Below are 26,804 nucleotides of genomic sequence, written 5' to 3'. Positions count from 1 at the left end.
ACCCCCGCCGATGCGAGTCGCCGTCCGCGCCGCGGGGGATTCGCGGCGGCGACTCGCATCGGCGGGGGCGAATCTCCTGGGGGGCGCCTAGGCCATCCGCCAGCGTTGCAGGTGGTCCAGCACGTCGCTGACCAGTTGGTCCTGCGTGAAGCCCGTCACGTCCCGGGGTTTTGCGACGTCGGCCGAATGGGCCATCAGCCGCCATTCCAGCGCCCGACGGCCCTCGGGCGCGTCGAGCGCGGTAAGGGCGGGGCGCGGTCGTGAGCGGGCGGCCAGCCGGTAATGGAACAGCTTGCCGCCTTCGCCGACCGAGGCCGTGAGGGCCAGGCCGTCGTCGTCTCTGGCCAGGGTGGCGGTCAGGCCTTCGGCCTCCAGCCCGGCCCGCACGCCTTCCAGCGCCGGAAGGCCCGTGCGCTCGATCTGCCGCAGGATCTCGCGTCGGCTGGCGGGCGAGAGGATCCGCTTGAGCTGTTCGGCCAGGGGCGGCGTCTCGGTGTCGATGGTGCGGCCGGCGACGTCGGCGTTCATTTGCCGCACCAGGCCGACCGACAGCAGGATCATGATCACCGCGAAGGGCAGGGCGGCCACCAGCGTGGCGGCCTGCAGCGCGCCCAGCCCGCCGGCCAGCAGCAGCACGGCGGCCACCAGCCCCAGCATCACGCACCAGTACATGCGCTGCCAGCGCGGCGTGTCGTCGGCGCCGCCCGAGGCCATGGTGTCGATCACCAGCGCCCCGGAGTCGGCCGAGGTGACGAAGAACACCGCCACCAGCAGGATCGCCAGGGCCGAGGTGAAGGTCGTGCCCGGCAGTTCCTCGAAGAAGTGGAACAGGGCCGTCGACAGGTCGGCGGCCACGGCTTGCGAGATCGCGCCGGCCGCCTGGCCCATGTCCAGGCTGATGGCGGTGTTGCCGAAGACCGTCATCCACAGGAAGGTGAAGCCGGCCGGGACCAGAAGCACGTTGAGCACGAACTCGCGCACCGTGCGCCCGCGCGAGATGCGGGCGATGAACATGCCCACGAACGGCGACCAGGCGATCCACCAGGCCCAGTAGAACAGCGTCCAGTCCGCCATCCAGGCCCGCGGCTCGTAGGCGTAGAGCGTGAAGGTGCGGCGGATGAAGTGGTCCAGGTAGAAGCCGAAGTTCTGCACCAGGGCCTTCAGCAGGAAGCCGGTCGGGCCGATCACCAGCACGAACAGCATCAGCAGGATCGCCAGGATCAGGTTCAGCTCGGACAGCCGCCGCACGCCCTTGCCGACGCCGCTCATCATCGAGGCGGTGGCGGCCGCCATGACCACGGCGATCAGGATCACCTGCACCCAGGCGGTGTTGGGAATGCCCAGCAGATAAGTCAGGCCGCTGTTCATCTGCGCCACGCCGAAGCCCAGCGAAGTGGCGATGCCGAAGGCCGTGCCCCAGATGGCGAAGATGTCGACGGCGTCGCCGATCGGGCCGTTGATGCGCTTGCCCAGCAGCGGCGACAGCCCCGAACGCAGCGTCAGCGGCAGGCCCTTGCGGTGGGCGAAGAAGGCCAGGCTCAGCCCCACCACGGCATAGATCGCCCAGGCGTGGACGCCGTAGTGGGTGAAGGTGATGACCATCGCCTCGCGCGCGGCCTCGAAGCTGCGCGGCTCGACCTCGGGCGGGTTGATGTAGTGCTGGATCGGCTCGGCGACGCCGAAATACATCAGGCCGATGCCCATGCCGGCCGCGAACAGCATGGCCAGCCACGAGACGTAGGGAAAGTCGGGCTCGGAGTCGTCGGGCCCCAGTTTCAGCGCGCCCGTGGGGCCCAGCGCCAGGAATAGAACCAGGCCCAGAAAGCCGGCGACGGCGGCGACGTAGAACCAGCTGAAGGTGTCGATCACCCAGGCCTGGGCGGTTTTGAAGACGCGGTCGGAAAAGTCCGGAGCGACGACGGCGAAGACGAGAAGCAGCCCGATGATCAGGCTGGCGCCCCAGAACACACGAGGGTTCATCATGGTGGTCAGCATCCCCAACCTTAACGGCGGAGACCCGAATGCGCCACCCGCGGGGCCTTGGCGTGTTCGGAACGCGGTTCGGCGTCAGCGCGGGCGCTTGTCGCCGCTCTCGGTCCAGAAGCGCCGCATCCGGGCCGTGACCTCGTCGGGCGGCGGATGTTTCCAGCCGGCGGCGCGGGCTTCGGCCGGCGGCCAGGCGCCGGTCAGGACGAGATGGCGCGTCTGTTTGGCGTCGGGCGCGCCGGGAATGCGCCAGCCGGCTTTCTTCAGGGCCTCGAGCACGCGCGGGCGGGCGGCCTGTTCCTCGGGCTCGCCGGGGCGCATGGGGCCGGCCAGCACGGTCCCGACCGTCTCGCCGTTGCCGCCCACCGTCCAGGGATCGGCGCCCTTTTCCAGCAGCAGGTCGGCGATGCGGAAGTTCTGCTGCTCCACCGCCAGCCGCAGGGGCGTCGCGCCGTTGGCGTCGTGGTCGTCGAGCCTGGCGCCGTGCTGCAGGAGCAGGCGCACCGCCCCCAGCGAGTTGAGGCCGATCGCGGCCTTCAGCGGCCAGTAGGCCTCGCGCCGCTGCGGGCTGGCGCCGGCTTGCAGGATTTGGGTGGCGAAGCTCGGGTCGGTGGCGCGCAGGGCCAGGCTCAGCGGGACGGCGTCGCCGGCGCCGTCGGGCGGGACGCCCAGGTCCAGCAGGGCGGCGACCATCGGCTTGTCGCAGCGGGCGATGGCCAGGCTCAGGAGGTCGCCGTTAGGCCCGCCGCGCGTGGTCTTCAGCGCCGGATCGGCGCGCAGGCGGCGACGGACCTCGTCGACATCGCCCTTCAGCACGGCCGACATCGTCTCGCGTCCGGCCTGGCCGTGATCGGCGGCGGCCAGGGCGGCGCGGCTGTCGGGCAGGGCGGTTCCGCCCACGAAGCAGGCGGCGAGCGCGGCGTCCGTCATCATCACCATCGAAGCCGCCAGGGCGGCGATTGCTGCGGGTCGGATCACGGGCCTCAGTTGGCCGTGGCGCGATAGGCCGCGTCAAGGCTGGACGACAGCCACGCCTGGCCGTGCAGGTCGCCCAGCGAGGCGTCGCCCGCCGATTGGCCCTCAGGGCCGACCGGCGTCAGCACGTGCCGCTCGCCATAGGCCGGCGGGGCGTCGGCCAGCAGCCCGCCGAGGATCGCGCCGGGGATGCCGCCGAGCAGGCCCCCCAGGCCCGCGCCCAGCCAGCGGTCGCCGCCGTCCTGCACCCGGCTCAGCGGATCGCCGTCCAGATAGTAGGCGTCGACCTGCGGGGCGGCCGCGCCGCTGGCCCGGGCGGCCTCCAGCGTGTCCTCGTGCAGGCCAGCGGCGTTGAAGGTGTCGGCCGGCAGGCCCGAGGCCACCGCAGCCGCGGAGGCCAGGCCCCCGCCCAGCGAGTGGCCGGTCAGGGTGACGTCCTCGCCCGCCGTGCGCAGGCGCTCGCCGATCACCAGGGCCTTGTCGTAGTGGCCGGAGTCCAGCCCCACGCCCTGCTGGAAGTTGTTGCGCCAGTCCTCGGCGTTCTGGCTGCCGCGGAAGGCCACCACATAGTCGCCCTGGGCGTCGACATAGACCCGGGCGCGGAAGCTGGAACCCGGTTCTTCGAGGTCGGTCGGATCCAGGCCCAGGCGCGCCAGGTCGTCGGCGCCGGCGACTTCCCAGCCGGCCGGCGGGTTGGGGGTGTCGTTATAGACGTCGGCGGCCAGGGCCATGTGCACCCGGGCTTCGGCCAGTTCGGCGGACCTGCCGCGGCCGGCCGCGACGGCCGAGATCCGCACGTCGGCCTGGGCCGTGGTCGTGACCGCCGGGCGCGAGGCGGGCGCGTCCCACTCGGCCGCCACCCGGGCGTCGACCGCGACCCGCGCGCTGGCGCCGGTGTCGAAGCGGTCGCTCGCCGCGCTGATCCCCGATCCGCCCTCGATACGCATGACCCTGTCCCTCGGCGTCTTCGTCAGGACCAGGATGCTGCGCGCGGCGGCGGGGAGGGGATAGCTGGGGAATTCCCTAGTGCGGCGCGTCAGGCCGCCACGCGGCCGTCGTCATCGAGGCTGACGCCCAGCAGGTCGCGCAGCGCCGCCGCGCCTTCCCCCGTCAAGCGCACCGCGCGTCCCTTGGCCTCCAGCGTCAGCCAGCCCCGCTCGCTCATCGCCGCCAGCAGCTTCACGCCCAGCGGGCCGGCCAGATGGTGGCGACGCTCGGTCCAGTCCAGGCACCGGCGGGCGACGCCGCGCGGGGAGGCGAGGGCGGCGACGTCGATCCCCAGCTCGGCGAACCAGGCACGGCCCTCGTCCGTGACCTCGTAGAGCTTGTCGTCGGTTGGGGTCAGCAGGCCGCGCGCCACCAGGGCGTCGGCGACCTTCACGCCCAGCCGGCCGGCCAGGTGGCCGTAGCAGCAGCGGGCGTCGCGCAGCGCCCGGGCCTTGGGCGAGCGCGGAACCTCCAGCGACCGCACCGGGGCCGCGATCGCCGACAGCGCCTCTATGGCGTGCGCCACTTCGGCGGACGCCAGGCGATAGTAGCGGTGGCGTCCCTCGCGCTCGACGCTGAGCAGCCCGCCCTCGACCAGCTTGGAGAGGTGGTTGCTGGCCGCCTGGGCCGTCACGCCCGCCGCCCAGGCCAGGGCCCCGGCGGGTTGGGCGCGGCCGTCCTGCAGCGCCTGCAGCATGGCGGCGCGGACCGGGTCGCCGATCAGGGCGGCGGGGCTGGCGATATTGGCGTCCATGGCGCCACTCTACCCCGATCGCCGACGCAATGGTTCATCGGCGCGTGTAGCATCCGGCGGCGCGGACGGCGCATGACGAGGTCCATGAGCACCCAGCCTTCCCGCCTGCCGCTGATCACGGCCGCCGCCAGTTTCGGCTTCCTGGTCACCCAGCTGGACGTGACCATCGTCAATGTCGCCCTGGATGCGATCGGCGACGCGTTCGGCGCGCCCACCGCCCAGCTGCAATGGGTGGTCGACGCCTATGTGCTGGCGCTGGCGGCCATGCTGCTGTCGGCCGGGGCGATCGGCGACCGGGTCGGACCCAAGCGCGCCTTCCTGGCCGGGCTGACGCTGTTCGGCCTGGCCTCGGCGGCCTGCGGCTTCGCGACCGGGCCGCTGAGCCTGATCCTGGCCCGCGTCGCCCAGGGGGCGGCCGGGGCGCTGCTGATCCCGCCGTCCCTGGCCCTGATCGCCCATGCCGCCCACGGCGACGACCGCCGGCGCGCGGCCGCCGTCGGCTGGTGGACCGCCGCCGGCGGGGTCTCGATCGCCGCCGGACCGGTGCTGGGCGGCCTGCTGGTCGAGACCCTGGGCTGGCGCTGGGTGTTCTTCGTCAACCTGCCGCTCTGCGCGATCGGCGCGGTGCTGGCGCTGCTGGTGGCGCCGGCGACCCCGGCCAAGCCGAAGGTCCCGCTTGACCTGCCGGGCCAGGCCCTGGCCGTGGCCGCCGTTACCCTGCTGGTCGGCGGCCTGATCGAGGGCGGCCATCGCGGCTGGGGTGGCTGGCCGTCTTCGGCCCTGGTCGTTGGCGTCGCGCTGGCCTTCGCCTTCGTGGTGTTCGAGCGTCACGCCCGGCATCCGGCCATGCCGCTGTCGGTCTTCCGCAGCCGTCCGGCCTGGAGCGCGGTGGTGGTCGGCTCGGCGCTGAACTTCACCTATTACGGCCTGATCTTCGTGCTGGGCCTCTACATGCTGCGCACCCTGCACTGGTCGCCGGGCAAGGCGGGCCTGGCCTTCCTGCCGCTGACGGCCACCTTCATCGTCTCCAACCTCGCCAGCGGATCCCTGGTCGGGCGCTTCGGGGCCCGGGTCGTCACCAGCGGCGGGGTGCTGGTCGCCGCCTGCGGCTACGCCCTGACCGCGCGGCTTGGACCGGAAAGCGGCGTGCTCGACATGCTGCCCGGTTTCGCCCTGATCCCCGGCGGCATGGGCCTGGCCATCCCGGCCCTGACCAGCGGCCTCCTGGCCAATGTCGACCGCCACGACGCAGGGGCCGCCTCGGGCGTGCTCAACGCCTGCCGCCAGGTGGGCGGGGCGGCCGGGGTGGCGATCTTCGGGGCGTTCGCTGGGGCGGGGATCGCTGGCGGCCTGCGGACCTCGGCGATCGTCGCGACGGCGATGCTGATCGCGGCTGCGGGGGTGCTGCTGGCGCCGGGGCGGAAGGAGTGATCGCCACCCCTACCTCACGTCATTCCCGCCACCAGGGCGGGAATGACGGGAGATTAAGGGGCTAAGCCGCCGCGTAGTCGTACTTCAGGTCGAACGCGCCGTCCGACTTCAGCGAGAACACGGCCTTCGACCACGGCTCGTGGGCGCTCGACGCCGTCAGGCGGTGCAGGTTCCGCAGCGCCTTCGACACCGTGTGGTCCAGCTTGCGCACGTCCAGGTCGGCCACGTCGCCGGCGGCCTTGGTGTAGTCGCCGGTCAGGCCCACCGAGCCGTCGATCACGTCGATGTTCAGGCGGATCTCCGACCAGGGCTCGGCCACGCTGTCGGCCAGGGCCTGACCGACGTGGCGGTAGATGCCTTCGGGGCTGTCGATGTCGGCCATGGAATCCTCCGGGAGGCGATCTTGAGCGATTTTAGTCGTTGAAGAAGGTTCGGGTCGAGGGCTTGCCGTCGATGACGTACTCCACCCTGAACGCATCGGGCCGTTTGGAGCCGCCCTCGAACACCGCCTTGATGTCGACGTCGACCTGCTTGCCCTCCTTCAGGGCGGCGGCCCACTCGTTCTCCATCACCTTCCAGCCGCTCTTGTTCAGCGTGCCGTCCATGGCGTGGTAGTTGATCTGCTCGCCGGGGCCGTTGAAGATCGCCGCGATCAGGTGGCCCCCCTCGTCGCCGTCGACCCCGTCCTTGATCCCGCCTTCCTGGCCCGCCTTGGTCTGCTGGTAGCCGTTGCGGTCGGCGTGCTTCAGGTCGAGCGTGCCGGTGACCTGCTCCACGCGGCCGCTGGCGTCGGTGGAATAGGTGTAGCGGCCGCTGACCACGTAGTCGGTGTTTGGCGCCAGTTCGCCGTTCAGCTTTGCGTTCCAGCCGCCCTTGGCGCCCTGGTCCAGCTCGACGCGCGGACGGGCGGAGAGGGCCTCGTCCAGCTTGCGGCTGGCGGTCTCCAGCGTCTGGCGGGCGCTGTCGGGCAGCTTGTCCAGCGGCAGGGCGTCGATCGCGCCCTTCAGCTTTTCGAGCGCCGGCTTGGCGGCGGCGGCGAAGGCGCTGTCGACCTTGGCCAGATCGGCGGCCTTGCTCACCGTCTCGGCCCACTTGCCAAGCTTGCCCAGCTTGGCCGCGTCGCCGATGTAGGGAACCATGCTGACGGCCGACAGGCCCGCGCCCAGGAAGTCGCCGCGGAACAGCGAGATCACCCCGTTGACGCCGTCCGAGATCGGGGTCGGGTCGAACAGGCCCGCGACGTCCAGCGCCATCTGGCCAAGGTCGAGGATCAGCTCCTGCTTCTGGGCCGCCGTGGCCGCGTCCATGTCGTCGGCCAGGCGCTTCTGGTCGGCGGGCGACAGGTCGGCCTCGATCTGCGCGCGCAGGCTCTGGGCCTTGGCGGGATCGGACTTGGCGATCTCCGAAAGCTGGCCGGCCAGCTCGCTGGTGTTCAGTTGGCCGCCGGTGCGGCTGGCCGCCAGCAGGCCCGAAGCCTCGGTGGAGACGTTGGCGGCGCTGGTCGCGACGCGACTGGAGGCCCCGATGGACTCGGCTGCGTTCAGTCCGGACATGGATGCCTCCGTTGCGCCTCGACTGGCGCGACGATGGCCGGGGGCAGGGGGCGTCGATAGCTGGGGGCGTCCCTAGCTAGGGATAACCCTAGTTATGCCGCCAGCGGCCCGGGACTAGCGTCCTCTCCATAGGAAAGCGTCCGTACCAGGAGTGCCCGATGACCGCCGTGTCCCTCAACACCCAGTCATCCGTTTCAGGCTCCGGCGGCGGCAGGTCCAACGACTACGTGGTCAAGTCCGGCGACACCCTGTCGGCCATCGCCGATAAGCATGGCGTGTCGCTGGACGCGCTGATCCGCGCCAATCCGCAGATCACCAATCCCAATGTCATCCGACCCGGCCAGGAAGTGACCGTGCCGGCGGGCGCCGCGGCCGAGCCGCGCAGCTACACGGTCGAGGCGGGCGACAATCTCTCCAGCATCGGCGCCGAGTTCGGCGTCTCCTGGCAGTCGCTCGCCCAGGCCAACCGGCTGTCGAATCCCAACCTGATCAATGTGGGCCAGGAGCTGCTGATCCCCGGCGGCGGAACGGCCGCGCGGCCCGCGTCCGCCACGACGGACGCGGCACCGACCTCGCCGACGACGACCGGCCAGGCCACGGGCGTCCTGCCGTCCACCCAGGGCATGAGCGAGGCCCAGAAGTACGCGCTCTATTCCGGCTACGTGAACGCCTATGGCGACGCCCAGGCCAAGGCGGATCTCGCCGCCGGCAAGCAGGTGATCCTGGGCCTGCGCACCGAGACCAGCCTGGGCGCCAACGGCGGCAAGGGCGCCTATGACGACCGCGTAGTCGTGTTGCAGAAGGGCGGCAAGGTTCAGGAGTTCGCGGCCAACACCGAGCCTTCGGCCCAGTACGACGGCCGCTATGGCGCCGACTTCAACGGCGACGGCCGCAAGGAGCTGGGCCGCATCGCGGAAGGCACGGTCACCTTCCAGAAGAGCACGAGTTCAAGCCTGGGCGACGTGCTGCGGCCGACCGAGAGCCACGCCATCCAGCGCGACACCAATCACGACGGCCGGATCGACGACGCCGACGCCAAGGGCAAGGGCGTCAGCACCGACAACTCGTTCCTGTTCCACGCCGGCGGCAATTCCAACACCGGCTCGGCCGGCTGCCAGACCCTGAAGCCCGGCGACTTCCAGGCGTTCTGGAACGGCCTGGGCGGCCAGAAGGCCTTCAACTACGTGCTGGTCAATGTCGACAGGCAGGGTCCGCCCGGCGGCGCGACCGCGACGACGCAAACCTCGGCGTCGAGCGACGCGCGGATCGGCGCGCTGTCGGAACAGTACGAGACTGGCGGGCGAGGCCCGGGCACGGTGTCGAGCGGCGCGGGCGATCCGGGCGGCGTCTCCTACGGCACCTACCAGTTGGCGGGCAATCGAGGCCGGCCGCAGGAATTCCTCGCCGCCGAGGGCCGCCAGTGGGCCGCCGAGTTCGGCGGGGCCAGCCCAGGTTCGGCCAGCTTCACCGCGACCTGGAAGGCGATCGCCGCCCGCGAGCCGGAAAAGTTCGAGGCCGCCCAGCACGACTACATCCAGCGCACCCACTACCAGGTGCAGCTCGACACGGTGAAATCCGCCACGGGCCTGGACCTGTCGACCCGCTCGGCGGCGATCCGCGACGTGGCCTGGTCCACCTCGGTGCAGCACGGGCCCGAGACCGGCGCCATCGTCAAGGCCATGGCCAGGGTCGAAGGGCAGGGGCTCTCGCCCGCCGACGGCAAGGCCTATGACCGGGCCCTGATTAACGCCATCTACGACGAGCGCGGCAAGCGCAACGACGCCGGGCAGCTGGCCTACTTCACCAGCGCCTCGGCCGCCGTGCAGGTCTCGGTCGCCAACCGCTTCGCCAGCGAACGCCAGGACGCCCTGGCCATGCTGGGCCGATGAGAACCGCCGCGGCGGGCCGGCGTTGAACAGGCTGGCCCGTCCCGGATCACCCGACGATGAAGTTTGCTCCCCCAACCCTCATCGCCCTCGCGCTGGCCGTTGCCGGTTGTGAGCGACCGGCGGCGGCCGATCCCCCCCTACCCATGGCCGCCGCCGGCACCGCGCAGGGACCTGCGGGAAAGTATGTGATGAGCGGGCAGCGGCGAGGCCTGCTGACCCTGACCCCCAAGGGCGATCTCTGGCGGGTCAGCCTGTCGGGCGGCGCGCTGTCCGACGGCGCGGCGACGGCGGCCGATTGCGAGCTCGAGGCCGAGGGGCCCTTGAAGGACGGCCGCATCGAGGCGCGGGTCGTGCCCTTCGAGGGAACGAATATCGACCTTACCGCCGCCAACCTGGCGGCCCGTCCGGCCAAGGCCCAGGTGACCCTCAATGCGGAGACGGCCAGCGTGAGCACGGACTTCCAGGGTTGCGGCGTCGGCGCCGACCTTTCCGGCCGCTACGTGCGCCAGACGCCAGGGGCGATCGCCGAAGGGGATCGGGTGACCGATCTGGCGGCGGCCCTGCCGGACGCGCGGCTGACGATCCTCGATGGCTATCCCTGGGCCAGGTTCGCCATCGAGCACGGCGGCAAGCGCCTGGCGATCGTGCAGTTCGACGGCGAGAACGAGGAACTGGCCGACGGCCGCAACAGCCAGCAGGCGATCGGCGCCCGGCTCGGCTGGAGCGCGCTGAAGCCGGCCTTGCGGGTCGTGAGGGTCGAAGGAGGCGCGTCGTGATCCGTCCCGTCGAGCGCGCCTCGGGCGCGGATCTCTCCACCTGGACGCCGTCGACCACGGCGGCGCGGGCCGGCGTCGCGCGCCTGGCGATCGATGCCATGGCCACCGTCGCCGGCGCGGCCCTGGTCGATCCCCTGCGGGGCGGCGATCGCGGCCAGGCGGCCGCCTTCGTCTGGGCCGAGCACGGCCAGGGAAGCATGGCCCAGGTGGGCGCCGACCTGCGGATTCTGGCGGCCCAGAGCGGCCAGTCGGTGGCCGGCCGGCTGTCGGCCACCTCGCCGGTGGACGCCGGCCGCATCGAGCGGGTGCTGGCCGACTTCGCCCGCGAACTGCGCGCCCAGGCCGCGGGCAAGCCCCACCTGACGCCCTCGGCCATCGTCGAGCCGCTGCTGCGCTCGGTCGCCGCAGGCCTTCAGCGCGAGCCGGCGCCTGGCGTGGCGCGGGGCGATGTCGTCGAGCAGTTCGTGCGGATCATCGACGGCGCGACCGCCGAGCTGAAGGCGGTGTAGGGGGGGCTCGCCCGCTCGCGACCCCATCCCGTGTTTCCCCGCGAAGGCGGGGATCCAAGCTGACTTTCAGGAAGGTGTGATGCCGTGGATCGCCTGCGGATTCCGCTTGGATCCCCGCCTTCGCGGGGATGCTCGGAGGAAAACAGGGTCCTGATCGTGGATGTCGGCCGAGGCTAACCTTCCTAGCGGTTGCCCACCCCCGCGCCGTCGTCGGTGCGGGTCAGGTTGGCCAGGGCGGCGGCGGGGCGGTCGAGCTTGTTGTGGACCGCCAGGGTCACGTCCATCCAGGCCTGGCCGCGCATCTGGCTCCACCACTCGTCGTGGACCGCCGCCTGGAAGTCGCCGTTGACCCGTTCGGAGCGGGTCTCGACCACGGGATCGGCCACGGTGTCGGCGGTGTCTTCCACCACGCCCACCGTGTCGTCGACCACGCCGCCGACGCCGTCCAGCAGGCCGCCCAGGCCCTTGGCCAGCAGCGCGCCTTCAAGCGCGCCGCGCTGGGCGGGCGGCAGGCCCTTCAAGGCTTGCGTGGTTTCGGCCGGACCGGCGGCAGCGAAGGCCGCAGCGTCCACCTCGCCGGTGCGCGCGAAGCGGTCGACGGCGTCATCCAGGCGGCCGGGGCGCGGGGCTGGCGCGGCGGCGGCGTGGGCCGGGGCGGAAGGGTCTTGCACGATCATGGCCGGGGCCTCCTCAAGTGCAGCCTGCGCCGGGGGCGTCGCCGCCGCTATTGGGGTTTTCCCGATCGCCTCAGCGGACGAAGCCGGCCTCGGTCAGCTTCAGCTGTCGCAGGTCGATGCTCATCTCGTTGCGGAAGCGCGCCACCGCCGCCTCCGACAGCTGGCGGCTCAGCGTGGTGTTCTTCTTGGCGTTGGCGTCGGAGAAGGCCGAGCCCTGGGCCACGAAGTTCAGCATGAACACCTCGGCCATCTCCTGCTTGCCGGCGTCGTCGAGGCGAGCGAAGGCGGGGTTCGAGCTCAGGGCCTGCGAGACCTGGCCGCGCACGCCCTGCACCTGGGCGCGGTTGGCGAAGGGCACGTTGTTGGCGATCTGCCAGTTCTGCACCCAGTAGGCGGTCATGGCGTCGGCCACGTCGCCGCGCCGCAGGCCGTCGACCGCGACGTGCTTTTCCCAGGCGCCCAGCAGGTCCTTCTGCTGCACGGCCTGGCGCAGGCGCTCGCCGTTGGTCGGGTCGCGCTTGGCGACGAAGTCGGCGAACTGGCCGCGCACGCGGGTCGAGACGGCGGGCGAGGGGCGGTAGCGGGTGTTGGCCGCCGCGGCGTTGCGCTGCTGGGCCGACAGGCTGGCGCCGGGCACGGGCCGGGCCGTCGTGGAGCGGGCGCGGCCGCCGCGCTGCACCGTCGAGCCCAGCACGTTGTTCATCTGGCCCACCGACATCATCGACGAGCCGAAGTCCATGTACTGGGTGCCGATGCTGGAGAAGTCCTGCGCCGCGGCCGGCAGGCCGATCATCAGGGCGATGGCGCTGAGCGCGGGAACGAGGCGGCGGTTCATCCGGTGTGCTCCACTGTTTTTCCAACCCTGACGTGCAATATTGACAAGAAAACGACAGGCGGCCAGATGGCCGCCTGCCTTTTCTACTGTCGAGCTTAAGCTTAACCCTTGCGGGCGAGGGTCGAGCCGGCTTCGCCGATGGACTTGATCGAGTTGTTCAGGGCCTGGCTGACCATGTTCATCTCCTGGCCCAGGGCCTGGATCTCGGCGGTCAGCTGGCCGTACTTGGAGTCCTTGGAGTCCAGGCCGCCCAGTTCGTCGGTCTTGGCCTTCATCTGACCCATCTTGCCGTCCATCACCTTGCCGAGAGCCTTGGCCAGGGCGACCAGGAAGCTGTCGCCCTTGGTCGACTTGCCCTCGCCGCCGTCGCGGACGCTTTCCAGGATCGAGCTGGTCCAGCTCTGGGCCACGTCCTCGGCGGTGCGTTGCAGGTCGCCCTGCTCGGCCGGGCTGAAGCCGAAGGTGTCGGCCGCGCCCTGGACCGCTTCGGTCAGGCTCTGGGCCGCGCCGCCCGGGTTGCCGCTGGCGGCCTGGAAGACGCCCTGGGCCAGGTCGATCACGCCCTGCGGCAGGCCCAGCTGCTGACCCACCTGCTGGATCACCTGGCTGGCGACCGAGCTGATGATCTGCTGGAAGATCGACTGGAAGGCCAGCGAGGTGCCGCCGGTGAGCGCCGCCAGGGCGACGGTGCTGAACAGGCTGCCGATGTTGAGACCGCCGCCGCTGAAGATGCCGGACATGTTTCGAACTCCGCGATTTTGAAATCTGTCGTCCTCGGTCCCGCGTTCATCGCTGCGACCTGACGCCGCAAGACAACCATCGCGGGTCGATCGTCAGTAGTCGGGTCGTTCCCTAGCTAGGGTTTTCCCTATCAGCCGGCGCATGGCGGCCGAGGGCTGGGCCGCGCGCATGCGGGCCTCGTCGGCGGCGCGGGCCTCGGCGGCGATCTCCTCGGGGCTGCGCGTGCGGCGGTCCAGCACCGTGATCTGGCCGGCGGTCACGCCCAGCAGGAACACCTCGTCGCGATAGGCCACCAGGGTCAGCCGCTCGCGTTGGCCCACGGGCAGGGCCCGCAGGTAGCGGATCTGGTCGTCGCTGGCGGGCCCGGCCTGCACGCGCTTGAGCAGCTTCAGCGAGAAGAACGCCAGGCCCAGCACGATGGCCAGGGCGATGGCGACGGTCAGCAGGTCGAGGATGGCGCTCACGGGGGCTCCGTCTGGCGGCTAGGGCGGGGGCGGGAAGGTCGGGCCGGGCGGCGGCCCTTCTGGCGGTTCTTCGGCGGCGGCCCTGGCCTGCTCGTCCTTCAGCCGGCGGGCCCAGAGGATCACCTCGGCCACGGCGGCGAACAGGTCCTGGGGCACGATGTCGTCGATGGCGGCCTTGTCGCGCAGGGCGCGGGCCAATTCGACATTGCGGATGATCGGAACGCCCGCTTCCTCGGCCGCCTCGCGCATGGTCTGGGCGATCGGCCCTTCGCCCTTGCCCAGCAGCACCGGGGCGGCGTGCTCGGCCGGATCGTAGGCCAGGGCGCAGGCGATGTGGGTGGGGTTCACCACCAGCACCGAGGCGTCGCGGGCGGCCTGGGCGGCGTTCTGCTGCGCCCACTCCTGGTGCAGCTGTCGCCGGTGCGCCTTCACGTGCGGATCGCCCTCGGAATCCTTCATCTCCTGGCGGATGTCTCGCCGGCTCATCAGCATCTTCTTGGTGAAGCTGTGGCGCTGGTAGGCCAGATCCAGCAGCGACACGAAGACGAACAGCACCACCGTTCCGGCCAGCAGCTTGAAGGTCAGTCCGCCGTAGGCCGACAGCGCGCCGTCGGCCTCGCCGGCCGGCAGCGCCATCAGCTGGTCGAACGACATGGCCACGACGATCCAGGTGAAGATCCCCAGCAGCAGGGTCTTGGCCAGCGACTTGGCCACCTCGAACAGGTTGTCGAGGCTGAACATGCGCTTGAGCCCCTCGCCGGGGTTCATGTGCGACATCTTCGGGCTCATCTTCTCGAAGGTGAAGACCGGGCCCACCTGGCCGAACTCGGCCAGCATGCCGAAGATCGCCACGGGCACGAAGGTGATCGCCGTCAGCAGCACGAAGGCCTTGCCGGCGGCCGCGCCGGCGATCGGCCAGGCCTCGGCGAAGGGCCGGTCCATCACCGCGAAGACCTCGTCGAAGAGGCCGCCCAGCCTGTCGAAGGCGAAGCCCGCCGTCATTGCCCCCAGCAGCAGCCAGACGCCCAGCACCGCGGTCGAGGTCAGGTCCTTGGACTTGGGAACATCGCCCTTCTTGCGGGCGTCCGACAGCCGCTTGGGTGTCGGTTTCTCGGTCTTGTCCCCGCCGTCGTTCTTCTCAGCCATAGCGTGTGTTCTGGCGCCGTCGCGATGGACGTCGGGCGTTCGCCGACCGGTGAGATGCCGACAAAGGCCGTAATCATGGCTAAAAAGCGGCGAGCTTAGCCATAGTAGTTGTTAAGCTGAGCCATAGAATTTGTTGTCTGGTAAGCAGTATACTGAGTATGAAAATTGTTTTAACTCCGAGGTTGACAGGATTGATGCGCCAAAGTTAGCTTTTGAATGGGTAGTATGCACAGGCGGGGCGCTGCATAGAGGGACAAATTTATGCGCAAGTTCCGCGTAGTGGCGTCGAGCGTGTGTTTAATCTTATTTTCTTCAAGTCCAGTGTTCGCATATGAATGCGTGACCGCCGACGGCTTGAAGTTCAGCAGCGCTCTCCCGATCAATGAAAAGTTCTCGTTGGCGCGCATAGATTGCGTTGAAGAAACACAACCGACAGGGGTGTCTGAACAGCTCCGTCTCTATGACAGCCCCCAGGTGGCGACCGCCGTTATCTCGGCTGGACGTATCGCCCCGGCGCCGGTCGTCATCGCCAGGGGCGCCCGCGGATCGGCCCTCTACGCGCCGCTGGTGGCCGCCGCTGGCCGCGACTTCGACATCGATCCGGACCTGCTGCAGGCGGTCATGCACGTGGAATCGCGGGCCAATCCGGGGGCGATCTCGCCCAAGGGCGCGCGGGGCCTGATGCAGATCATGCCTGCCACCGCCAAGCGCTTCGGCGTGCGCGATCCGGCGGTCGAGCTGGGCGACCCCATGGTCAACATCCGCACCGGCGCGGCCTACCTCAAGACCCTGCAGGGCCACTTCGGCAACGACCTGGAACTGGTGCTGGCGGCCTACAACGCCGGCGAGGGGGCCGTCATGAAGTACGGCCGCAAGATCCCGCCCTATCGCGAGACGCAAGGGTACGTCGCCAGCGTCCTCGACCGCTATCGCGGCCTCGTTTCAGCCCGCGGCGGCTTCTGAGGACCCATTCCCCATGAGCGTCGAAGGCTATCTCAAGCGCCTGCAAAGGCGTCCGCGCCAAGGCGTCATGGCGCGTTTCAGCGACCTGTTCCTGGTGGCCGGCGTCGTGGCGATCGTCGCCCTGATGATCCTGCCGCTGCCGGCCCTGGCGCTCGACGCGCTGGTGGCGGTCAACATCTGCTTCGGCGTGATGCTGCTGCTGATCGCCATCTACATCTCGACGATCGTCGAGTTCTCGGTGTTCCCGAGCCTTTTGCTGATCACCACGCTCTACCGGCTGGCGCTGTCGATCGCCACGACTCGGATGATCCTGATCGAGGGCCACGCCGGGCACATCATCGACACCTTCGGCACGATGGTCGCCGGCGGCAACCTGGTGGTCGGCCTGGTGGTGTTCCTGATCATCACCGTCGTGCAGTTCATCGTCATCGCCAAGGGCGCCGAGCGGGTGGCCGAGGTGGCCGCGCGCTTCAGCCTCGACGCCATGCCGGGCAAGCAGCTGTCGATCGACAGCGACCTGCGCTCGGGCATGATCGACAAGGACGAGGCCAAGCGCCGCCGGCGCGTGCTGGAGATGGAGAGCAAGCTCCACGGCAGCCTCGACGGCGCGATGAAGTTCGTCAAAGGCGACGCCATCGCCAGCATCATCATCGTGGTCATCAACCTCCTGGGCGGCCTGGCCATCGGCATGCTGCAACAGGGCCTCGACTTCGGCTCGGCGATCCACAAGTACTCGATCCTGACCATCGGCGACGGCATGGTCACCCAGATCCCGGCGCTGCTGGGCGCCATGGCCGCCGGCCTGATCGTCACCCGCACCACCGACGAGGACAGCGAGACCCACCTGGGCGACGCGATGCGCCGGCAGTTCGCGGCCAAGCCCCGGGTGTTCCTGGTGGCCGGTGGCATCTGCTGGCTGATGGCCCTGGTGCCCGGCTTCCCGGTGATCGTGTTCCTGCTGCTGGGCGGCGTGGCCATCGTCACCGGCGCCCTGGTCGACGCCGACATGCGCGCGCGCCTGACCCGCAGGATCGCTCCGGCCCGCGCCGCCGCCGACGAGGCCAAGGCCTCGCCCGCCGCCGCCCGCACCAAGGTCACCGAGACCCAGCCCGTGGTGCCGCTGCTGCTCGAGCTCGACGGCGAGGCCGTGCGCCGCCACGAGGCCGCCGTCATGACCCGGGGCCTGGAAGAGGTGCTGGAAGAGTTCGAGCTGCGGCTGGGCGTGGCCCTGCCGCGCGCCTCGTTCCATTACGGTGAGGGCGCCGGCGCGCCGCGCTGGCGCCTGCTGGCCTTCGAGGCCCCGATCGGCGCCGGCGAACTGGCCCATCCGGCCGACCTGTCGGAGTTGCAGGACGCCGTGCGCCAGGCCCTGCGCCGCAACGCCGGCCTGTTCGTCGGCATCCAGGAGGCCAGCAACCTCTTGACCCGCGCCGGCGGCGAATATCCCGAGGTGGTCAAGGAAGCCGCCCGCGCCCTGCCTCTGGCCCGCATCGCCGAGGTCATGCGGCGCCTGGCCGAGGAAGAGGTGCCGCTGCGCAACCAGCGCGACATCCTAGAGGCCCTGGCCGACGCCGGCCAGCGCGAGAAGGACCCGCTGGCCCTGACCGAGTTCGCCCGCGTCGCCCTGCGCCGCCAGATCAGCCACCGCTACGCCCCCGACGGCGCCCTGAAGGCGGTGGTGCTGGAGCCGGCGCTGGAGCAGCACCTGCGCGAGGCCATCCGCACCGGCGGCGGCGCCCAGCAACTGGCGCTGGATCCCGAGATGAGCCGCCGTGCCACCGACGCCATCCTGGCCAAGGTCGACGAGACCGGCGCCACCGTCGTCCTGGCCGCCATCGACCTGCGCCGGCACGTGCGCAAGCTGATCGAGGCCCGCGCCTTCGACCTGGGCGTCCTGTCCTTCCACGAACTGCTGCCGACACTGCGGCTGGACGTGGCTGGCCGCGTGGCCTTCCCGCGCGAGCCCCTGACCGTAGTGCCCAACGATCCCGACCCGCCGCCGCCCGCGTCCGCGGCCGCCTGAACCCGGAGACAGAATGTCGCTTCCGAAGGATAGAACTGCTGTTCGCCGCGCCGCCCGGATGGGCGTGGCCGCGGCGGTCGCCGCCGCCCTGGCCGCGACGGCGCCCCAGGTCCAGGCGGGCGAGGTCCCGCTGGGCGCGCGCAGCGTCGACCTGACGGCGCGCGAGCAGCCGATCGCCCAGTTCCTGCAGAACTTCTACAATCAGGTCGGCGTGCCGGTGGTGATCTCCTCGCAGGTCGCCGGCACCATCAACGGCGTGTTCCGCGGCCCGGCCGCCAAGATCGACGCCGACATCGCCAAGGCTTTCGACCTCGTCACCTACTACGACGGCGGCGCGGCCTATGTTTACACCGCCGCCCAGCTGTCCAGCCGCAGCTTCCCGATCTCGGGCTCGGCCTCGCGGCGGGTCGACCGGGCCGCCCGGCAGCTTGGCCTGCTCGATGGCCGCAACACCCTGCGCGCCACCGGCGACATGCTGGTGGCCACCGGCGCGCCGCGCTTCCTGCAACAGGTCGACGAGCTGGCCCGCGGCGGGGTGCAGGCCGAGGCCGTATCGCCGACCCTGCAATATCGCGTGTTCTATCTCCGCTATGGCTGGGCCGACGACGTGAACCTGACGGTCGGGTCGCGCCAGGTGACCATTCCGGGCGTGGCCTCGATTATCCGCTCGCTGGTCAGCTCCGATCCCAACGAACGATCCGGCGCGGCCGCCCGCAGCGAGACCCCGATCCCGGCCGCCGTCCAGGGCCTGCGCGGCCAGGGCCTGGCGACGCTGGGCACGCCCAATGCCGGCGGCGCCTTCTACGGCGGCCAGGAGACCCTGGGCACGCCGCTGGCCAACGAGCAGACCGGCGTCTACTCGCCGCAGAACCCGATCCGGGTGCAGGCCGACAGCCGCCTCAACGCCGTCATCGTCCGCGACGTGGCCGAGCGCATGTCGGCCTACGAGGAGCTGGTCCGCGCCCTCGACGTCGAGCCGCAGCTGCTCGAGGTCGAGGCGGCGATCATCGACATCGACACCACCAAGGCCCGCGACCTGGGCGTCAACTGGCGCTTCGACGACGGCAACGGCGGTATCCAGTTCGGCCGCGGCCCCAATGCGCCGGCGGGCCTGGAGGACGGCAACCTGGTGCGCGGCAACACCTCGCCCAAGTCGGCCGCCGGGCTCGTGGCCTCGACCATCATCGGCAACGGCGACTACTTCGCCGCCCGCCTCAACGCCCTGGAGACCGAGGGCGTGGCCCGGGTCGTCTCGCGGCCGCAGATCGTCACCCTGTCGAACGTCGAGGCCGTGTTCGAGAACAGCCGCGACTTCTACGTCCGTCTGGCCGGCGAGCGTGATGTCGACCTCTTCAACGTCACCGCCGGCACCACCCTGCGCGTCACCCCGCACGTCACCCGCGACGGGACCCAGACCCGCATCCGCATGCTGGTGACCATCGAGGACGGCTCGCTGACCAACGCCAGCGTCGACAACATCCCCGTCGTCCGCCGCGCCGCGCTCAACACCCAGGCCCTGATCCAGGAGGGGCAGAGCCTCCTGCTGGGCGGCATGACCGTACAGTCCGACACCACCGGCTCGCAGAAGATCCCGGTGCTGGGCAACATCCCGGTGCTGGGCAACCTGTTCAAGGTGCAGCAGCGCAGCAGCGGCCGCATCGAGCGGATGTTCCTGATTACCCCGCGCCTGGCCTCGATCGCCGCGCCGCGCTCCACCACCCAGGCGGGCCTGCGCTACGACGCGCCCGCGTCCGGGTTCGAGAACGCGCCTTTGCCGGCCGCGCCCAAGCTGCCGTCCGACCGCAAGCCGCCGCCGAAGTCGGCCCCGCGTGGGCCCGCCCAGCCGCTGCCGCCGGCGCCGCCCCCGGCGCCGGAACCCTACGGCACGATGAAACCCATCCCCAATCCGAGCTAGGCCCATGACCGATCAAGCCCTGCTGTCCGAAGAACCGACCGAAGTTCCCGCCGCCACGCCGTCCGAGGCGCTGGTTGTCAAGGTGCTGTCGGGCCGCGTCGCCGGCGCCGTCCTGCCATTGCCGGCCGGTGAAAGCGCCGAGCTTGGCCACGGCTTCGACGCCGACATCGTGCTGCGCGACCCCAGCGCCAGGGGCGTGCGCGTCCGCCTGACCGCCGGCGAGGAGGCCGCCGAGATCGAGGTGGTCTCCGGCCAGGTCGAGATGCTCGGCCACCGGCTGGAGGCCCCGGCCCGCGCCGTGCTGCCCTGCTACGTGCCGCTGATCGTCGGCGACAACGCCCTGGCCCTGGGCGTCGAGGAAAGCCCCCGCTGGGGCGAGGCCGAGCGCCTGCTGGCCGCGTCGGGTCCTTCCGAGTCCGCCGCGCCGGCTGAAGAGGAGGGCGACTTCTTCGAGGACGGCCGCAGCCTGCTGCGCCGCACGCTCGACCGCGGCGTCCAGGTGGTCGGCTCCACGCCCCACCTCGTGCCGGCCCTGGTGTTCGGCGCGGCCCTGGCCTGCGTCACCTACGCTGTGGCCAACGTGCCCCGCTTCGGCGGCCAGGAGGCCAGCCCCTCCAAGGTCCACGCCCTGCTGCGCCAGGAGGGCTACGGCGCCCTGGCCGTGCAGCCCGAGGCCAACGGCAAGCTGGTCATCGCCGGGGTGCTCAACCGCGACGCCGAGAAGGCCCGCCTGGCCCGCCTGATCAGCTCCCGCGAACTGCCCGCCCGGGTCGAGGTCGTCACCAGCGAGGGCCTGGCCCAGAACGTCGAGGACGTGTTCCAGGCCAACGGCCTGGCCGCCACCGCCCGTCCCAACGGCCTGGGCCGCGTGCGGGTGCAGGTCACCGGCCCCTCCGACGAGGTGGCCAAGGTCGAGAAGATCGCCCTGCACGACGTCAAGGGCCTGCGCGACCTCGACGTGGCCCGCGCCGCCGGCGGCGACCGCTTCGGCGCGGTCTTCGACCAAGGCCCCGGCAAGCGCGTGGTGGCGGTGGTCGGCGGCGACGCCGGCTACGTCGCCACCGCCGACGGCGCCCGCTACTTCGCCGGCTCCACCCTGCCCACGGGCGACCGCATCGTCGGCGTCGAGAGCCAGGCCGTCGTCGTCGAGAAGGACGGCGCCACCACCCGCCTGATGTTCTGAAATTCCAACCCCATACGAGGAGAAGCGACCATGTCCGACAGCAGCATTTCCGGCTTCAGCAGCGCCTCCGTCGCGCCCAGCCTGGCCGGCTCCAACAACAAGAACCGCCCGGGCAGCTGGTTCGAGGCCATGGCCCATGCGTGGGGGCAGGTGCTCGACGCCCAGGCCGTGAAGATCACCGAGCTCTCCGACCAGATAGGACCCGGCGGCGAGGACAAGCCCTCGGTCATGGCCCAGCTGACCGCCGAGAGCCTGCGGATGAACTTCATGGCCAACTCGGAATCCACCTCGGTCGACAGCGTCGGCCGCGCCCTCGAAACCATGGCCCGCAAGAACTAAGCGCGTCTTTCAGGAGAGGACGCCATGTCCTTCGATCCCGTTTCGGCGGCCGCCCTGGCCATGCCCCAGGAAGCCGCGCCGCAGGTGGCCCAGGTCGGCTATGGCGCCAGCCTCACCGACGCCGTCCAGTTCCAGAACGCCCTGCACACCGCCGGCGCCTCGCAGGTGGCGGGGCTCGGCGGCCCCGAGGCCCTGGCCCCGGCCATGAAGGGCGTCTTCAACCAGCTGGAGTTCGTCAACAGCCAGGCCTCGAACCTGGCCGCCCACGCCAAGGCCGCCGAGGCCAAGGGCGCGGCGATCACGCCCGGCGAGATGATCGGCCTGACCGTCCAGTGCCACGAGTTCATGTTCAACTGCCAGCTGACCTCGAACATCGCCAACCGCACGTCTGACGGCCTGCAGCAGCTGTTCCGGCAACAGGCTTGAGGGTGGCGGCCATGCGCAAGATCCTGCCCGCCGTCCTGGTCGCCGCGGCCCTGGGCCTGTCGGCCTGCGCCGAGAAGGAGCTCTACGGCGGGCTCACCGAGCGCGAGGCCAACGAGATGGTCGCCGTGCTGCAGAACGCCAATGTCTCGGCCTCCAAGAGCAGCAAGGACGGCAAGGTCTGGGCGCTGAAGACCCGCGCCGAGCAGTTCTCGTCGGCCGTCGCCGTGCTGCACGACCAGGGCTATCCGCGCGACAAGTTCGAGAGCCTGGGCGAGGTCTTCAAGAAGGAGGGCTTCGTCTCCTCGCCGATGGAGCAGCGGGCCCGGCTGATGTACGGCCTCAGCCAGGAGCTCAGCCAGACCATCTCGTCCATCGACGGCGTGGTCCAGGCCCGGGTGCACATCGCCGTGCCCGAGGCCGATCCCCTGGCCGAGCAGCAGAAGCCGTCCTCGGCCTCGGTGTTCATCCGCCACAACCCCGACGTCGACCTCTCCGGCCAGGTGGGCTCGATCAAGGCGCTGGTCACCAACTCCATCGAGGGCCTGCCCTACGACAAGGTGACGGTTGTGATGTTCCCGGCCAAGCCGGTGATGGCCGCCGCGCCGGTCTCGCCGATCCGGTCGTTCACCATGCCGGCCATCGCCATCCTCGCGGCCATCGGCGGGGTGGGGGCCTATGTCTTCAGCCGCACCAGCCGGGGCAAGCCGCGCCGCAAGCTGAAGACCCTGGCCGAGACCGGGACGCCCGTCGCATGAGCGCCCGCGCCGACCGCCGGCGCCTGGTCGCCCAGGCCCGCCTGCTGGACGCGATCGGCGCGCCGGCGCCGGTCGGCCCGCGCGCGGCGCGGCTGGCGCGACGCCTGACCGGGCGAGCCGAGACGCCGCTGGCCTTCGCCGACGTCGCCGCCGCGCCGGACTGGGCGGCCTGGCCGGCCGAACGCCGCGCGCGCCTGGCCGACTTCGCCGCCGCCGCCGCTTGCACCGAGGTCCTCCAGCGGACCATCGACGGCAAGCGCCTGGCCCGCGTCGCCCGCCGCATAGGCGAGCCGGCGCTGGACGCGGTGCTGGCCTCGCCGCCGGGCCTCGTGGCGGCGATCCCGCAGGCAGCGTTGGCGCTGGGCGACGAGGACGCCTTCAGCGCCCTGGGCGCCGGCGTGCTGCTGGCCGAGGTCGGACGCCGCCCGGTCGCCGTCGCCCGCCTTTCCGAGCTTTTCGAGGTCGCCCCGCTGGCGATCGATCCCGACCGGGGCCTTGGCGCGGCGCACGCCGCGCGCGGGCTCTTCATGGCCTTCGAGGCCGGCGCCCTGGAGGCCGCCGCATGACCTATCTGCTCCTGTCTTCCGGCCCTTCGGGCGCGCTTCTGACCGACCAGCCGGTGATCCGCCGCGAGGACGTCGGCGCCGTGCGCGACGCGGCCGAGCTCACCGCCGCCCTCGACGCCCTGCGCCAGGCGACCCGCGAGGCCGCCCTGCGCGACGGCTTCGCCCAGGGCCATGCCGAGGGAACGGCCGCCGCCGCCCGCGAGACGGCCCATGTGTTGGCCGGCGTCCACGCCGCCCTGCAGGTCGAGCGCGACCGCCTGCGCGCCAGCGCGGGCGCCCTGGCGCTCGACATCGTCCGCCGCATCGCCGCCGGCCTGGCCTCCGACGAGGTGCTGGCCGCCCTCGCCGAGCAGGCGGCCCGCGACCTGCTGCCCGAGGAGCCGATCCGCGTCCGCGTCGCGCCCGAGGCCGCCGGCGCGGTGACCCGCCGCCTGTGGTCGATCGACGCCCGCATCGAGGTGATGGCCGACGCCGACGTAGCGGCCGGCGACTGCGTGCTCGACACCCCCTCGGGCCGCACCCACGCCGGGCTCGAAACCCAGCTTAGGGCCCTGGAGGCGGTGTTCGCCGCCCCAGCCGGCGAGGCCGCCGCATGAGCTTCGACGCGCCGCCTTCCGAAGTCGCCAACGACGCCCGACTGCGCGACGTCCTGCGCGGCGCCCGCACCGTCGAGCGGCGCGGCCGCGTGGCCCAGGCGTTCGGCACGACGGTGCGCGCCACGGGCCTGGACGTGCGCATCGGCCAGGAGTGCGAGATCGTCGACCGCGCCAGCGGCAACGTCGTGAAAGCCCAGGTCGTCGGCCTCGACGGCGGGGCGGCGATCCTCACCCCGCTGTCGCGCCTGGAGGGCGTGGCCGTCGACGCCGAGGTGGTGGCGGGCCCCCGCCGCAGCGAGATCGGGGTAGGTGAGGGGCTGCTGGGCCGCGTGCTCGACGCCCATGGCGAGCCGCTGGACGGCCTGGGTCCGATCACCGGGCCGCTGCGCCCGTTTCCCGTCTATGGCGAGGCCCCCAATCCGCTGGCCCGTCCGCCGATCGCCCAGCCGTTCGCGACTGGGGTGCGCTGCGTCGACGCCCTGCTGACCACCGGCGAGGGCCAGCGCGTGGGCCTGTTCGCCATGGCCGGCGGCGGCAAGTCGACCCTGCTGGGCATGTTCGCCCGCCACGCCCGCAGCGACGTCAACGTCATCGCCCTGATCGGCGAGCGGGGCCGCGAGGTGCGCGAGTTCCTCGACGACTGCCTGGGGCCCGAGGGCCTGGCCCGCTCGGTGGTCATCGTCTCGACCTCCGACCGGCCGGCCATGGAGCGGGTGCGCGCGGCCCACGTCGCCACCGCCATCGCCGAGGGGTTCCGGGCCGAGGGCCGCCGCGTGATGCTCCAGATGGACAGCGTCACCCGCTTCGCCCGCGCCCTGCGCGAGATCGGCCTGTCGGTGGGCGAGCCGGCGGTGCGCCGGGGCTTTCCGCCGTCGGTCTTCGCCGAACTGCCGCGCCTCTTCGAGCGGGCGGGCGCGATCGAAGGCGGGGCGATCACCGCTTTCTACACCGTGCTGATCGAGGACGAGGAGGGCGGCGACCCGGTCGGCGAGGAGGTCCGCTCGATCCTCGACGGCCACATCTATCTCTCCCGAAAGCTCGGCCAGGCCGGGCACTATCCGGCCATCGACGTCGCCGCCAGCCTCAGCCGCGTCTATCCGCGCGTCGCATCGGCCCAGCAGCAGGAAGCCGCCATGAAGGTGCGCGGCTGGATGGCCAAGTACGCCGAGATCGAGTTCCTGCTTCAGATCGGCGAGTACAAGCCCGGCGGCGATCCCCTGGCCGACGAGGCCATCGCCCGCCGTCCGCGCATCACCGACCTGCTGCGCCAGGGCGCGCACGACGCCGTCGCCTTCGACGAGGCTCTGTCGGCCCTGGCGGAGGCCGCCGCATGACCGCCCGCGCCCAGGTCCAGGCTCTCGTTCCGGTGGTGAAGCTGCGCGAGCGCCGTGTCGAGAAGGCCATGCGCGAGGCCGCCGAGGCCCGGCGCAAGGTGGCCGACGCCGTAGAGGCGCTGGAAATCCGCGACCGCCTGATCGCCGCCCACGACGTCGCCAAGGCCCGGCTCGACGACTGGTTCGCCGGCGGCCTGTCGGGCGCGGCCCATCTGGTGGCCTCGGCCTTGGCCCGGCGAGAGGCTGTCGCCATCGCCCGCGACGCCGACCAGCGCCTGCGCGACCAGGAGGCCGTGGCGCTGGACCTGGCGCGCGAGGATCTGGCCGCCGCCATCAGGGCCCTGGCCCGCGCCCAGGGCCGCTTCGACGCCATGAACGGTCGCCTCGATCACGCTCGCGCCCTGGTCGCCGCCGACCGCGAGGCCCGCGAGCAGCTCGAGATCGAGGACGCCGGCGCCTTCAGGAGCTTCCGATGACCACCATCCGCGACAACGCCGCCGCCGAGCGTCCGAACACCTCCACGCCGCGCGGCGCCGGCGAGCCGCCCACGCCCTGGCGCGGATCGGAGTTCCAGGCCCTGCTGCAGCAGGCCGCCGAGCGCCGCGAGCCGCTCGTCCGTCAAGGCGCGCGCGCCGAACGGGAAAAGGAAGCCGAGCGCGACGAGGACGACGGCCGGATCGACCTGTCGGCCCTGCTGGGCCCGGCCCGCGACTTCCAGGACCTGGCCGGCGGCCAGGAGGCGACGGGCGTCGACGCCCTGTCGGCGCTGACCAGGTCGGCCGGCGGCGGGGTAGAAGCCCCCGTGACGGCGCCCGGCGCGACCGCGGCCGACATAGAGGCCTTCAGCGCCGCCATGGACAAGGCCTGGCTGGCCTCGGGCGGCGACCGCAAGACGCTGGCCTTGGGCATGGCCGACAAGGCTTCGCTGCTGACCGGCCTTGGCCTGTCGCGCGCCCCCGACGGCTCGCTGTCCCTGACCCTGGCCGCTCGCCCGGAGGCCACGCCCGAACTGACCAAGGCGCTGGAGGCCTTGCGCAAGCGGCTGGAGGTGCGGGGCCTGGCGCTGGCGGATCTCTTCGTGGAAGCCGACGACGGGCTGGATCCCGAGGCGTTGATCCGGAGGGTGCGTTGAGCGTCAGCCCCTCTACCCCCCACCTCCCGTCATTCCCGCCCTTGTGGCGGGAACCCCTCTCTCAGCCGCAGGGGCGAATGGGGCGGCATGCCGAGCATGCCGCTCGCATCTCACGTGTCAGCGGAACCAGGGGTTCCCGCCACAAGGGCGGGAATGACGGGATCAATGGGAAGTGCTCACCGCAACGGCAGCCCGAACCGTCCCACGCCGCGATCGGCTTCCGCCGCGCGGGTCACCGCCCGGGCCACCTCCGCGGGCGGATCGCCGGCGGCCCAGCGCTCGGCCAGCACCTCGATCAGCCGGCGGCTCTGGGCGTTGTGCAGTCCCTCGGTCGGGTCGGCCGCGTCGGCGCGCAGCTTGTCGATGTAGAGCGCCGTCGCCTTGGGCGAGGCGCTCACCAGGTCCAGCAGGTAGGTCGCCGCCGTCTCGAAGGCCTCGGCGTCCAGCGGCGCGTCGGCGATGTCGCGCACCAGCCAGACGCACAGAAACTCCAGCGGCCCGACCTTGCGGCTGTTGCTGAGCAGTGGTCCGCCGCCGCCCAGGCCAGCGAAGCCTCCAGCGCCCCAGGCGGGAACCCGCGCGGCCGGCAGGCGGGCGGTCAGCAGGGCCTGGGCCAGCGCATCGGCGACCAGCGCCTTGACCTCCGGCTCGCCGAAATGCGCCACGGCCGCCAGCAGCTTGGCGAAGCCTGGGTACAGCGCATCGCCCAGGTCGGTGCAGACGCGCTCCAGCACGTCGACGCGGCGGTCCAGGCTGGCCTGGCCCCGCAGGCCCTCGACCAGCGCCTGGGCGGCGCCGAACCAGTCGGGCTCGGACTTGAGGATGCGGTCGGCGTTCACGCCGAGAAGC

The 26,804-nt window shown here is 71.6% G+C and carries 28 protein-coding genes; 16 read left to right on the top strand and 12 right to left on the bottom strand.

Going from position 1 to position 26,804, the window contains the following annotated elements:
- Window positions 1-87 precede the first annotated feature (87 nt).
- The 4 genes from V6S85_RS08125 to V6S85_RS08110 form a co-directional block, all read right to left on the bottom strand.
- Window positions 88-1,983 carry a BCCT family transporter gene (locus V6S85_RS08125; RefSeq protein ID WP_334348632.1) on the bottom strand — a complete coding sequence of 632 codons (1,896 nt, stop codon included), beginning with the start codon at window positions 1,981-1,983 and terminating at the stop codon, window positions 88-90.
- 84 nt (window positions 1,984-2,067) lie between these two features.
- Complete coding sequence (locus tag V6S85_RS08120; protein ID WP_334348631.1) at window positions 2,068-2,925, bottom strand: ankyrin repeat domain-containing protein; 858 nt, start codon at window positions 2,923-2,925, stop codon at window positions 2,068-2,070.
- Between the two features lie 44 nt (window positions 2,926-2,969).
- The gene (locus V6S85_RS08115) at window positions 2,970-3,908 is read right to left on the bottom strand and encodes an Mbeg1-like protein (RefSeq protein ID WP_334348630.1); all 939 of its coding nucleotides are present in this window, start codon (window positions 3,906-3,908) and stop codon (window positions 2,970-2,972) included.
- An 89-nt stretch (window positions 3,909-3,997) separates the two neighbouring features.
- A complete protein-coding gene (locus tag V6S85_RS08110; RefSeq protein WP_334348629.1) occupies window positions 3,998-4,702 on the bottom strand; it encodes an ArsR/SmtB family transcription factor in 705 nt (234 codons plus the stop codon).
- Window positions 4,703-4,774: 72 nt separating this feature from the next.
- On the opposite strand from V6S85_RS08110, the gene V6S85_RS08105 reads away from it, so the two are divergent.
- Window positions 4,775-6,133 carry an MFS transporter gene (locus V6S85_RS08105; RefSeq protein WP_334348628.1) on the top strand — a complete coding sequence of 453 codons (1,359 nt, stop codon included), beginning with the start codon at window positions 4,775-4,777 and terminating at the stop codon, window positions 6,131-6,133.
- A gap of 61 nt (window positions 6,134-6,194) precedes the next feature.
- Here V6S85_RS08105 and V6S85_RS08100 read toward each other — a convergent pair whose 3' ends face one another.
- A complete protein-coding gene (locus tag V6S85_RS08100; protein WP_334348627.1) occupies window positions 6,195-6,515 on the bottom strand; it encodes an immunity protein YezG family protein in 321 nt (106 codons plus the stop codon).
- A 31-nt stretch (window positions 6,516-6,546) separates the two neighbouring features.
- Complete coding sequence (locus tag V6S85_RS08095; RefSeq protein WP_334348626.1) at window positions 6,547-7,686, bottom strand: DNA/RNA non-specific endonuclease; 1,140 nt, start codon at window positions 7,684-7,686, stop codon at window positions 6,547-6,549.
- 158 nt (window positions 7,687-7,844) lie between these two features.
- Here V6S85_RS08095 and V6S85_RS08090 point away from each other — a divergent pair, with 158 nt between their 5' ends.
- The 3 genes from V6S85_RS08090 to V6S85_RS08080 all read left to right on the top strand — a co-directional run bounded on the left by V6S85_RS08090 (window position 7,845) and on the right by V6S85_RS08080 (window position 10,860).
- On the top strand, window positions 7,845-9,575 hold the full coding sequence (locus V6S85_RS08090; RefSeq protein WP_334348625.1) for a LysM peptidoglycan-binding domain-containing protein: 1,731 nt from the start codon (window positions 7,845-7,847) through the stop codon (window positions 9,573-9,575).
- A gap of 188 nt (window positions 9,576-9,763) precedes the next feature.
- Window positions 9,764-10,351 carry a hypothetical protein gene (locus V6S85_RS08085; RefSeq protein ID WP_334348624.1) on the top strand — a complete coding sequence of 196 codons (588 nt, stop codon included), beginning with the start codon at window positions 9,764-9,766 and terminating at the stop codon, window positions 10,349-10,351.
- Window positions 10,348-10,860, top strand: coding sequence for a hypothetical protein (locus tag V6S85_RS08080; protein ID WP_334348623.1), 513 nt, complete (start codon window positions 10,348-10,350; stop codon window positions 10,858-10,860). Before V6S85_RS08085 ends, V6S85_RS08080 begins: the two co-directional genes overlap by 4 nt.
- Before the next feature lie 182 nt (window positions 10,861-11,042).
- Here the strand turns inward: V6S85_RS08080 and V6S85_RS08075 are convergent, their stop codons facing one another.
- From V6S85_RS08075 to sctU, 5 genes are all read right to left on the bottom strand, one after another.
- Window positions 11,043-11,537 (bottom strand): hypothetical protein, encoded by a 495-nt coding sequence (locus V6S85_RS08075; protein ID WP_334348622.1) that lies wholly within the window; start codon window positions 11,535-11,537, stop codon window positions 11,043-11,045.
- Window positions 11,538-11,607: 70 nt separating this feature from the next.
- The gene (locus V6S85_RS08070) at window positions 11,608-12,372 is read right to left on the bottom strand and encodes a DUF6683 family protein (protein ID WP_334348621.1); all 765 of its coding nucleotides are present in this window, start codon (window positions 12,370-12,372) and stop codon (window positions 11,608-11,610) included.
- Window positions 12,373-12,473: 101 nt separating this feature from the next.
- Window positions 12,474-13,112, bottom strand: a complete 639-nt coding sequence (locus V6S85_RS08065; RefSeq protein WP_116489304.1) for a hypothetical protein — start codon at window positions 13,110-13,112, stop codon at window positions 12,474-12,476.
- A 93-nt stretch (window positions 13,113-13,205) separates the two neighbouring features.
- Window positions 13,206-13,577, bottom strand: coding sequence for a flagellar biosynthetic protein FliO (gene fliO, locus V6S85_RS08060; RefSeq protein WP_101712223.1), 372 nt, complete (start codon window positions 13,575-13,577; stop codon window positions 13,206-13,208).
- Between the two features lie 18 nt (window positions 13,578-13,595).
- Window positions 13,596-14,723 carry a type III secretion system export apparatus subunit SctU gene (sctU, locus tag V6S85_RS08055; protein ID WP_334348620.1) on the bottom strand — a complete coding sequence of 376 codons (1,128 nt, stop codon included), beginning with the start codon at window positions 14,721-14,723 and terminating at the stop codon, window positions 13,596-13,598.
- Window positions 14,724-15,197: 474 nt separating this feature from the next.
- On the opposite strand from sctU, the gene V6S85_RS08050 reads away from it, so the two are divergent.
- The 12 genes from V6S85_RS08050 to V6S85_RS07995 are packed head-to-tail and all read left to right on the top strand — an operon-like array spanning window position 15,198 to window position 25,955.
- Window positions 15,198-15,686 (top strand): lytic transglycosylase domain-containing protein, encoded by a 489-nt coding sequence (locus tag V6S85_RS08050; RefSeq protein WP_207780820.1) that lies wholly within the window; start codon window positions 15,198-15,200, stop codon window positions 15,684-15,686.
- A 13-nt stretch (window positions 15,687-15,699) separates the two neighbouring features.
- A complete protein-coding gene (locus V6S85_RS08045) occupies window positions 15,700-17,709 on the top strand; it encodes a flagellar biosynthesis protein FlhA (protein ID WP_334348619.1) in 2,010 nt (669 codons plus the stop codon).
- Window positions 17,710-17,722: 13 nt separating this feature from the next.
- Window positions 17,723-19,624, top strand: a complete 1,902-nt coding sequence (gene sctC, locus V6S85_RS08040) for a type III secretion system outer membrane ring subunit SctC (RefSeq protein WP_116569960.1) — start codon at window positions 17,723-17,725, stop codon at window positions 19,622-19,624.
- Window positions 19,625-19,628: 4 nt separating this feature from the next.
- Window positions 19,629-20,807 (top strand): SctD/MshK family protein, encoded by a 1,179-nt coding sequence (locus V6S85_RS08035; RefSeq protein WP_334348618.1) that lies wholly within the window; start codon window positions 19,629-19,631, stop codon window positions 20,805-20,807.
- A gap of 30 nt (window positions 20,808-20,837) precedes the next feature.
- Window positions 20,838-21,146, top strand: a complete 309-nt coding sequence (locus V6S85_RS08030) for a hypothetical protein (protein ID WP_101717465.1) — start codon at window positions 20,838-20,840, stop codon at window positions 21,144-21,146.
- Between the two features lie 24 nt (window positions 21,147-21,170).
- Window positions 21,171-21,572, top strand: a complete 402-nt coding sequence (locus V6S85_RS08025) for a hypothetical protein (protein WP_101712230.1) — start codon at window positions 21,171-21,173, stop codon at window positions 21,570-21,572.
- A gap of 11 nt (window positions 21,573-21,583) precedes the next feature.
- On the top strand, window positions 21,584-22,327 hold the full coding sequence (gene sctJ, locus V6S85_RS08020) for a type III secretion system inner membrane ring lipoprotein SctJ (protein WP_116489496.1): 744 nt from the start codon (window positions 21,584-21,586) through the stop codon (window positions 22,325-22,327).
- Complete coding sequence (locus V6S85_RS08015) at window positions 22,324-22,893, top strand: hypothetical protein (protein ID WP_334348617.1); 570 nt, start codon at window positions 22,324-22,326, stop codon at window positions 22,891-22,893. The genes sctJ and V6S85_RS08015 overlap by 4 nt, the downstream gene beginning before the upstream one ends.
- Window positions 22,890-23,489: a FliH/SctL family protein gene (locus V6S85_RS08010; RefSeq protein ID WP_334348616.1), complete on the top strand. Its 600-nt coding sequence runs from the start codon at window positions 22,890-22,892 to the stop codon at window positions 23,487-23,489. Before V6S85_RS08015 ends, V6S85_RS08010 begins: the two co-directional genes overlap by 4 nt.
- Window positions 23,486-24,823 carry a FliI/YscN family ATPase gene (locus V6S85_RS08005; protein WP_334348615.1) on the top strand — a complete coding sequence of 446 codons (1,338 nt, stop codon included), beginning with the start codon at window positions 23,486-23,488 and terminating at the stop codon, window positions 24,821-24,823. Before V6S85_RS08010 ends, V6S85_RS08005 begins: the two co-directional genes overlap by 4 nt.
- Complete coding sequence (locus tag V6S85_RS08000; RefSeq protein WP_334348614.1) at window positions 24,820-25,299, top strand: hypothetical protein; 480 nt, start codon at window positions 24,820-24,822, stop codon at window positions 25,297-25,299. Before V6S85_RS08005 ends, V6S85_RS08000 begins: the two co-directional genes overlap by 4 nt.
- Window positions 25,296-25,955 carry a hypothetical protein gene (locus tag V6S85_RS07995; RefSeq protein ID WP_334348613.1) on the top strand — a complete coding sequence of 220 codons (660 nt, stop codon included), beginning with the start codon at window positions 25,296-25,298 and terminating at the stop codon, window positions 25,953-25,955. The genes V6S85_RS08000 and V6S85_RS07995 overlap by 4 nt, the downstream gene beginning before the upstream one ends.
- Window positions 25,956-26,131: 176 nt before the next feature.
- On the opposite strand, the gene V6S85_RS07990 is transcribed toward V6S85_RS07995, so the two are convergent.
- On the bottom strand, window positions 26,132-26,794 hold the full coding sequence (locus tag V6S85_RS07990) for a hypothetical protein (protein ID WP_334348612.1): 663 nt from the start codon (window positions 26,792-26,794) through the stop codon (window positions 26,132-26,134).
- Window positions 26,795-26,804: the final 10 nt, after the last annotated feature.

The sequence above is a fragment of the Caulobacter sp. CCNWLW153 genome (genome assembly GCF_036889365.1).
GTDB lineage: Bacteria > Pseudomonadota > Alphaproteobacteria > Caulobacterales > Caulobacteraceae > Caulobacter > Caulobacter radicis.
The sequence above is the reverse complement of the archived record's forward strand: the minus strand, read 5'-3'. Positions and strand labels throughout refer to the sequence as shown.

Bases quoted from the DNA above. Each gene is read 5' to 3' on its own strand.
- V6S85_RS08125 (WP_334348632.1), bottom strand. From the start codon at position 1,983: ATGATGAACCCTCGTGTGTTCTGGGGCGCCAGCCTGATCATCGGGCTG.
- V6S85_RS08120 (WP_334348631.1), bottom strand. From the start codon at position 2,925: ATGGTGATGATGACGGACGCCGCGCTCGCCGCCTGCTTCGTGGGCGGA.
- V6S85_RS08115 (WP_334348630.1), bottom strand. From the start codon at position 3,908: ATGCGTATCGAGGGCGGATCGGGGATCAGCGCGGCGAGCGACCGCTTC.
- V6S85_RS08110 (WP_334348629.1), bottom strand. From the start codon at position 4,702: ATGGACGCCAATATCGCCAGCCCCGCCGCCCTGATCGGCGACCCGGTC.
- V6S85_RS08105 (WP_334348628.1), top strand. From the start codon at position 4,775: ATGACGAGGTCCATGAGCACCCAGCCTTCCCGCCTGCCGCTGATCACG.
- V6S85_RS08100 (WP_334348627.1), bottom strand. From the start codon at position 6,515: ATGGCCGACATCGACAGCCCCGAAGGCATCTACCGCCACGTCGGTCAG.
- V6S85_RS08095 (WP_334348626.1), bottom strand. From the start codon at position 7,686: ATGTCCGGACTGAACGCAGCCGAGTCCATCGGGGCCTCCAGTCGCGTC.
- V6S85_RS08090 (WP_334348625.1), top strand. From the start codon at position 7,845: ATGACCGCCGTGTCCCTCAACACCCAGTCATCCGTTTCAGGCTCCGGC.
- V6S85_RS08085 (WP_334348624.1), top strand. From the start codon at position 9,764: ATGAGCGGGCAGCGGCGAGGCCTGCTGACCCTGACCCCCAAGGGCGAT.
- V6S85_RS08075 (WP_334348622.1), bottom strand. From the start codon at position 11,537: ATGATCGTGCAAGACCCTTCCGCCCCGGCCCACGCCGCCGCCGCGCCA.
- V6S85_RS08070 (WP_334348621.1), bottom strand. From the start codon at position 12,372: ATGAACCGCCGCCTCGTTCCCGCGCTCAGCGCCATCGCCCTGATGATC.
- V6S85_RS08065 (WP_116489304.1), bottom strand. From the start codon at position 13,112: ATGTCCGGCATCTTCAGCGGCGGCGGTCTCAACATCGGCAGCCTGTTC.
- sctU (WP_334348620.1), bottom strand. From the start codon at position 14,723: ATGGCTGAGAAGAACGACGGCGGGGACAAGACCGAGAAACCGACACCC.
- V6S85_RS08045 (WP_334348619.1), top strand. From the start codon at position 15,700: ATGAGCGTCGAAGGCTATCTCAAGCGCCTGCAAAGGCGTCCGCGCCAA.
- sctC (WP_116569960.1), top strand. From the start codon at position 17,723: ATGTCGCTTCCGAAGGATAGAACTGCTGTTCGCCGCGCCGCCCGGATG.
- V6S85_RS08035 (WP_334348618.1), top strand. From the start codon at position 19,629: ATGACCGATCAAGCCCTGCTGTCCGAAGAACCGACCGAAGTTCCCGCC.
- V6S85_RS08030 (WP_101717465.1), top strand. From the start codon at position 20,838: ATGTCCGACAGCAGCATTTCCGGCTTCAGCAGCGCCTCCGTCGCGCCC.
- V6S85_RS08025 (WP_101712230.1), top strand. From the start codon at position 21,171: ATGTCCTTCGATCCCGTTTCGGCGGCCGCCCTGGCCATGCCCCAGGAA.
- sctJ (WP_116489496.1), top strand. From the start codon at position 21,584: ATGCGCAAGATCCTGCCCGCCGTCCTGGTCGCCGCGGCCCTGGGCCTG.
- V6S85_RS08015 (WP_334348617.1), top strand. From the start codon at position 22,324: ATGAGCGCCCGCGCCGACCGCCGGCGCCTGGTCGCCCAGGCCCGCCTG.
- V6S85_RS08010 (WP_334348616.1), top strand. From the start codon at position 22,890: ATGACCTATCTGCTCCTGTCTTCCGGCCCTTCGGGCGCGCTTCTGACC.
- V6S85_RS08005 (WP_334348615.1), top strand. From the start codon at position 23,486: ATGAGCTTCGACGCGCCGCCTTCCGAAGTCGCCAACGACGCCCGACTG.
- V6S85_RS08000 (WP_334348614.1), top strand. From the start codon at position 24,820: ATGACCGCCCGCGCCCAGGTCCAGGCTCTCGTTCCGGTGGTGAAGCTG.
- V6S85_RS07995 (WP_334348613.1), top strand. From the start codon at position 25,296: ATGACCACCATCCGCGACAACGCCGCCGCCGAGCGTCCGAACACCTCC.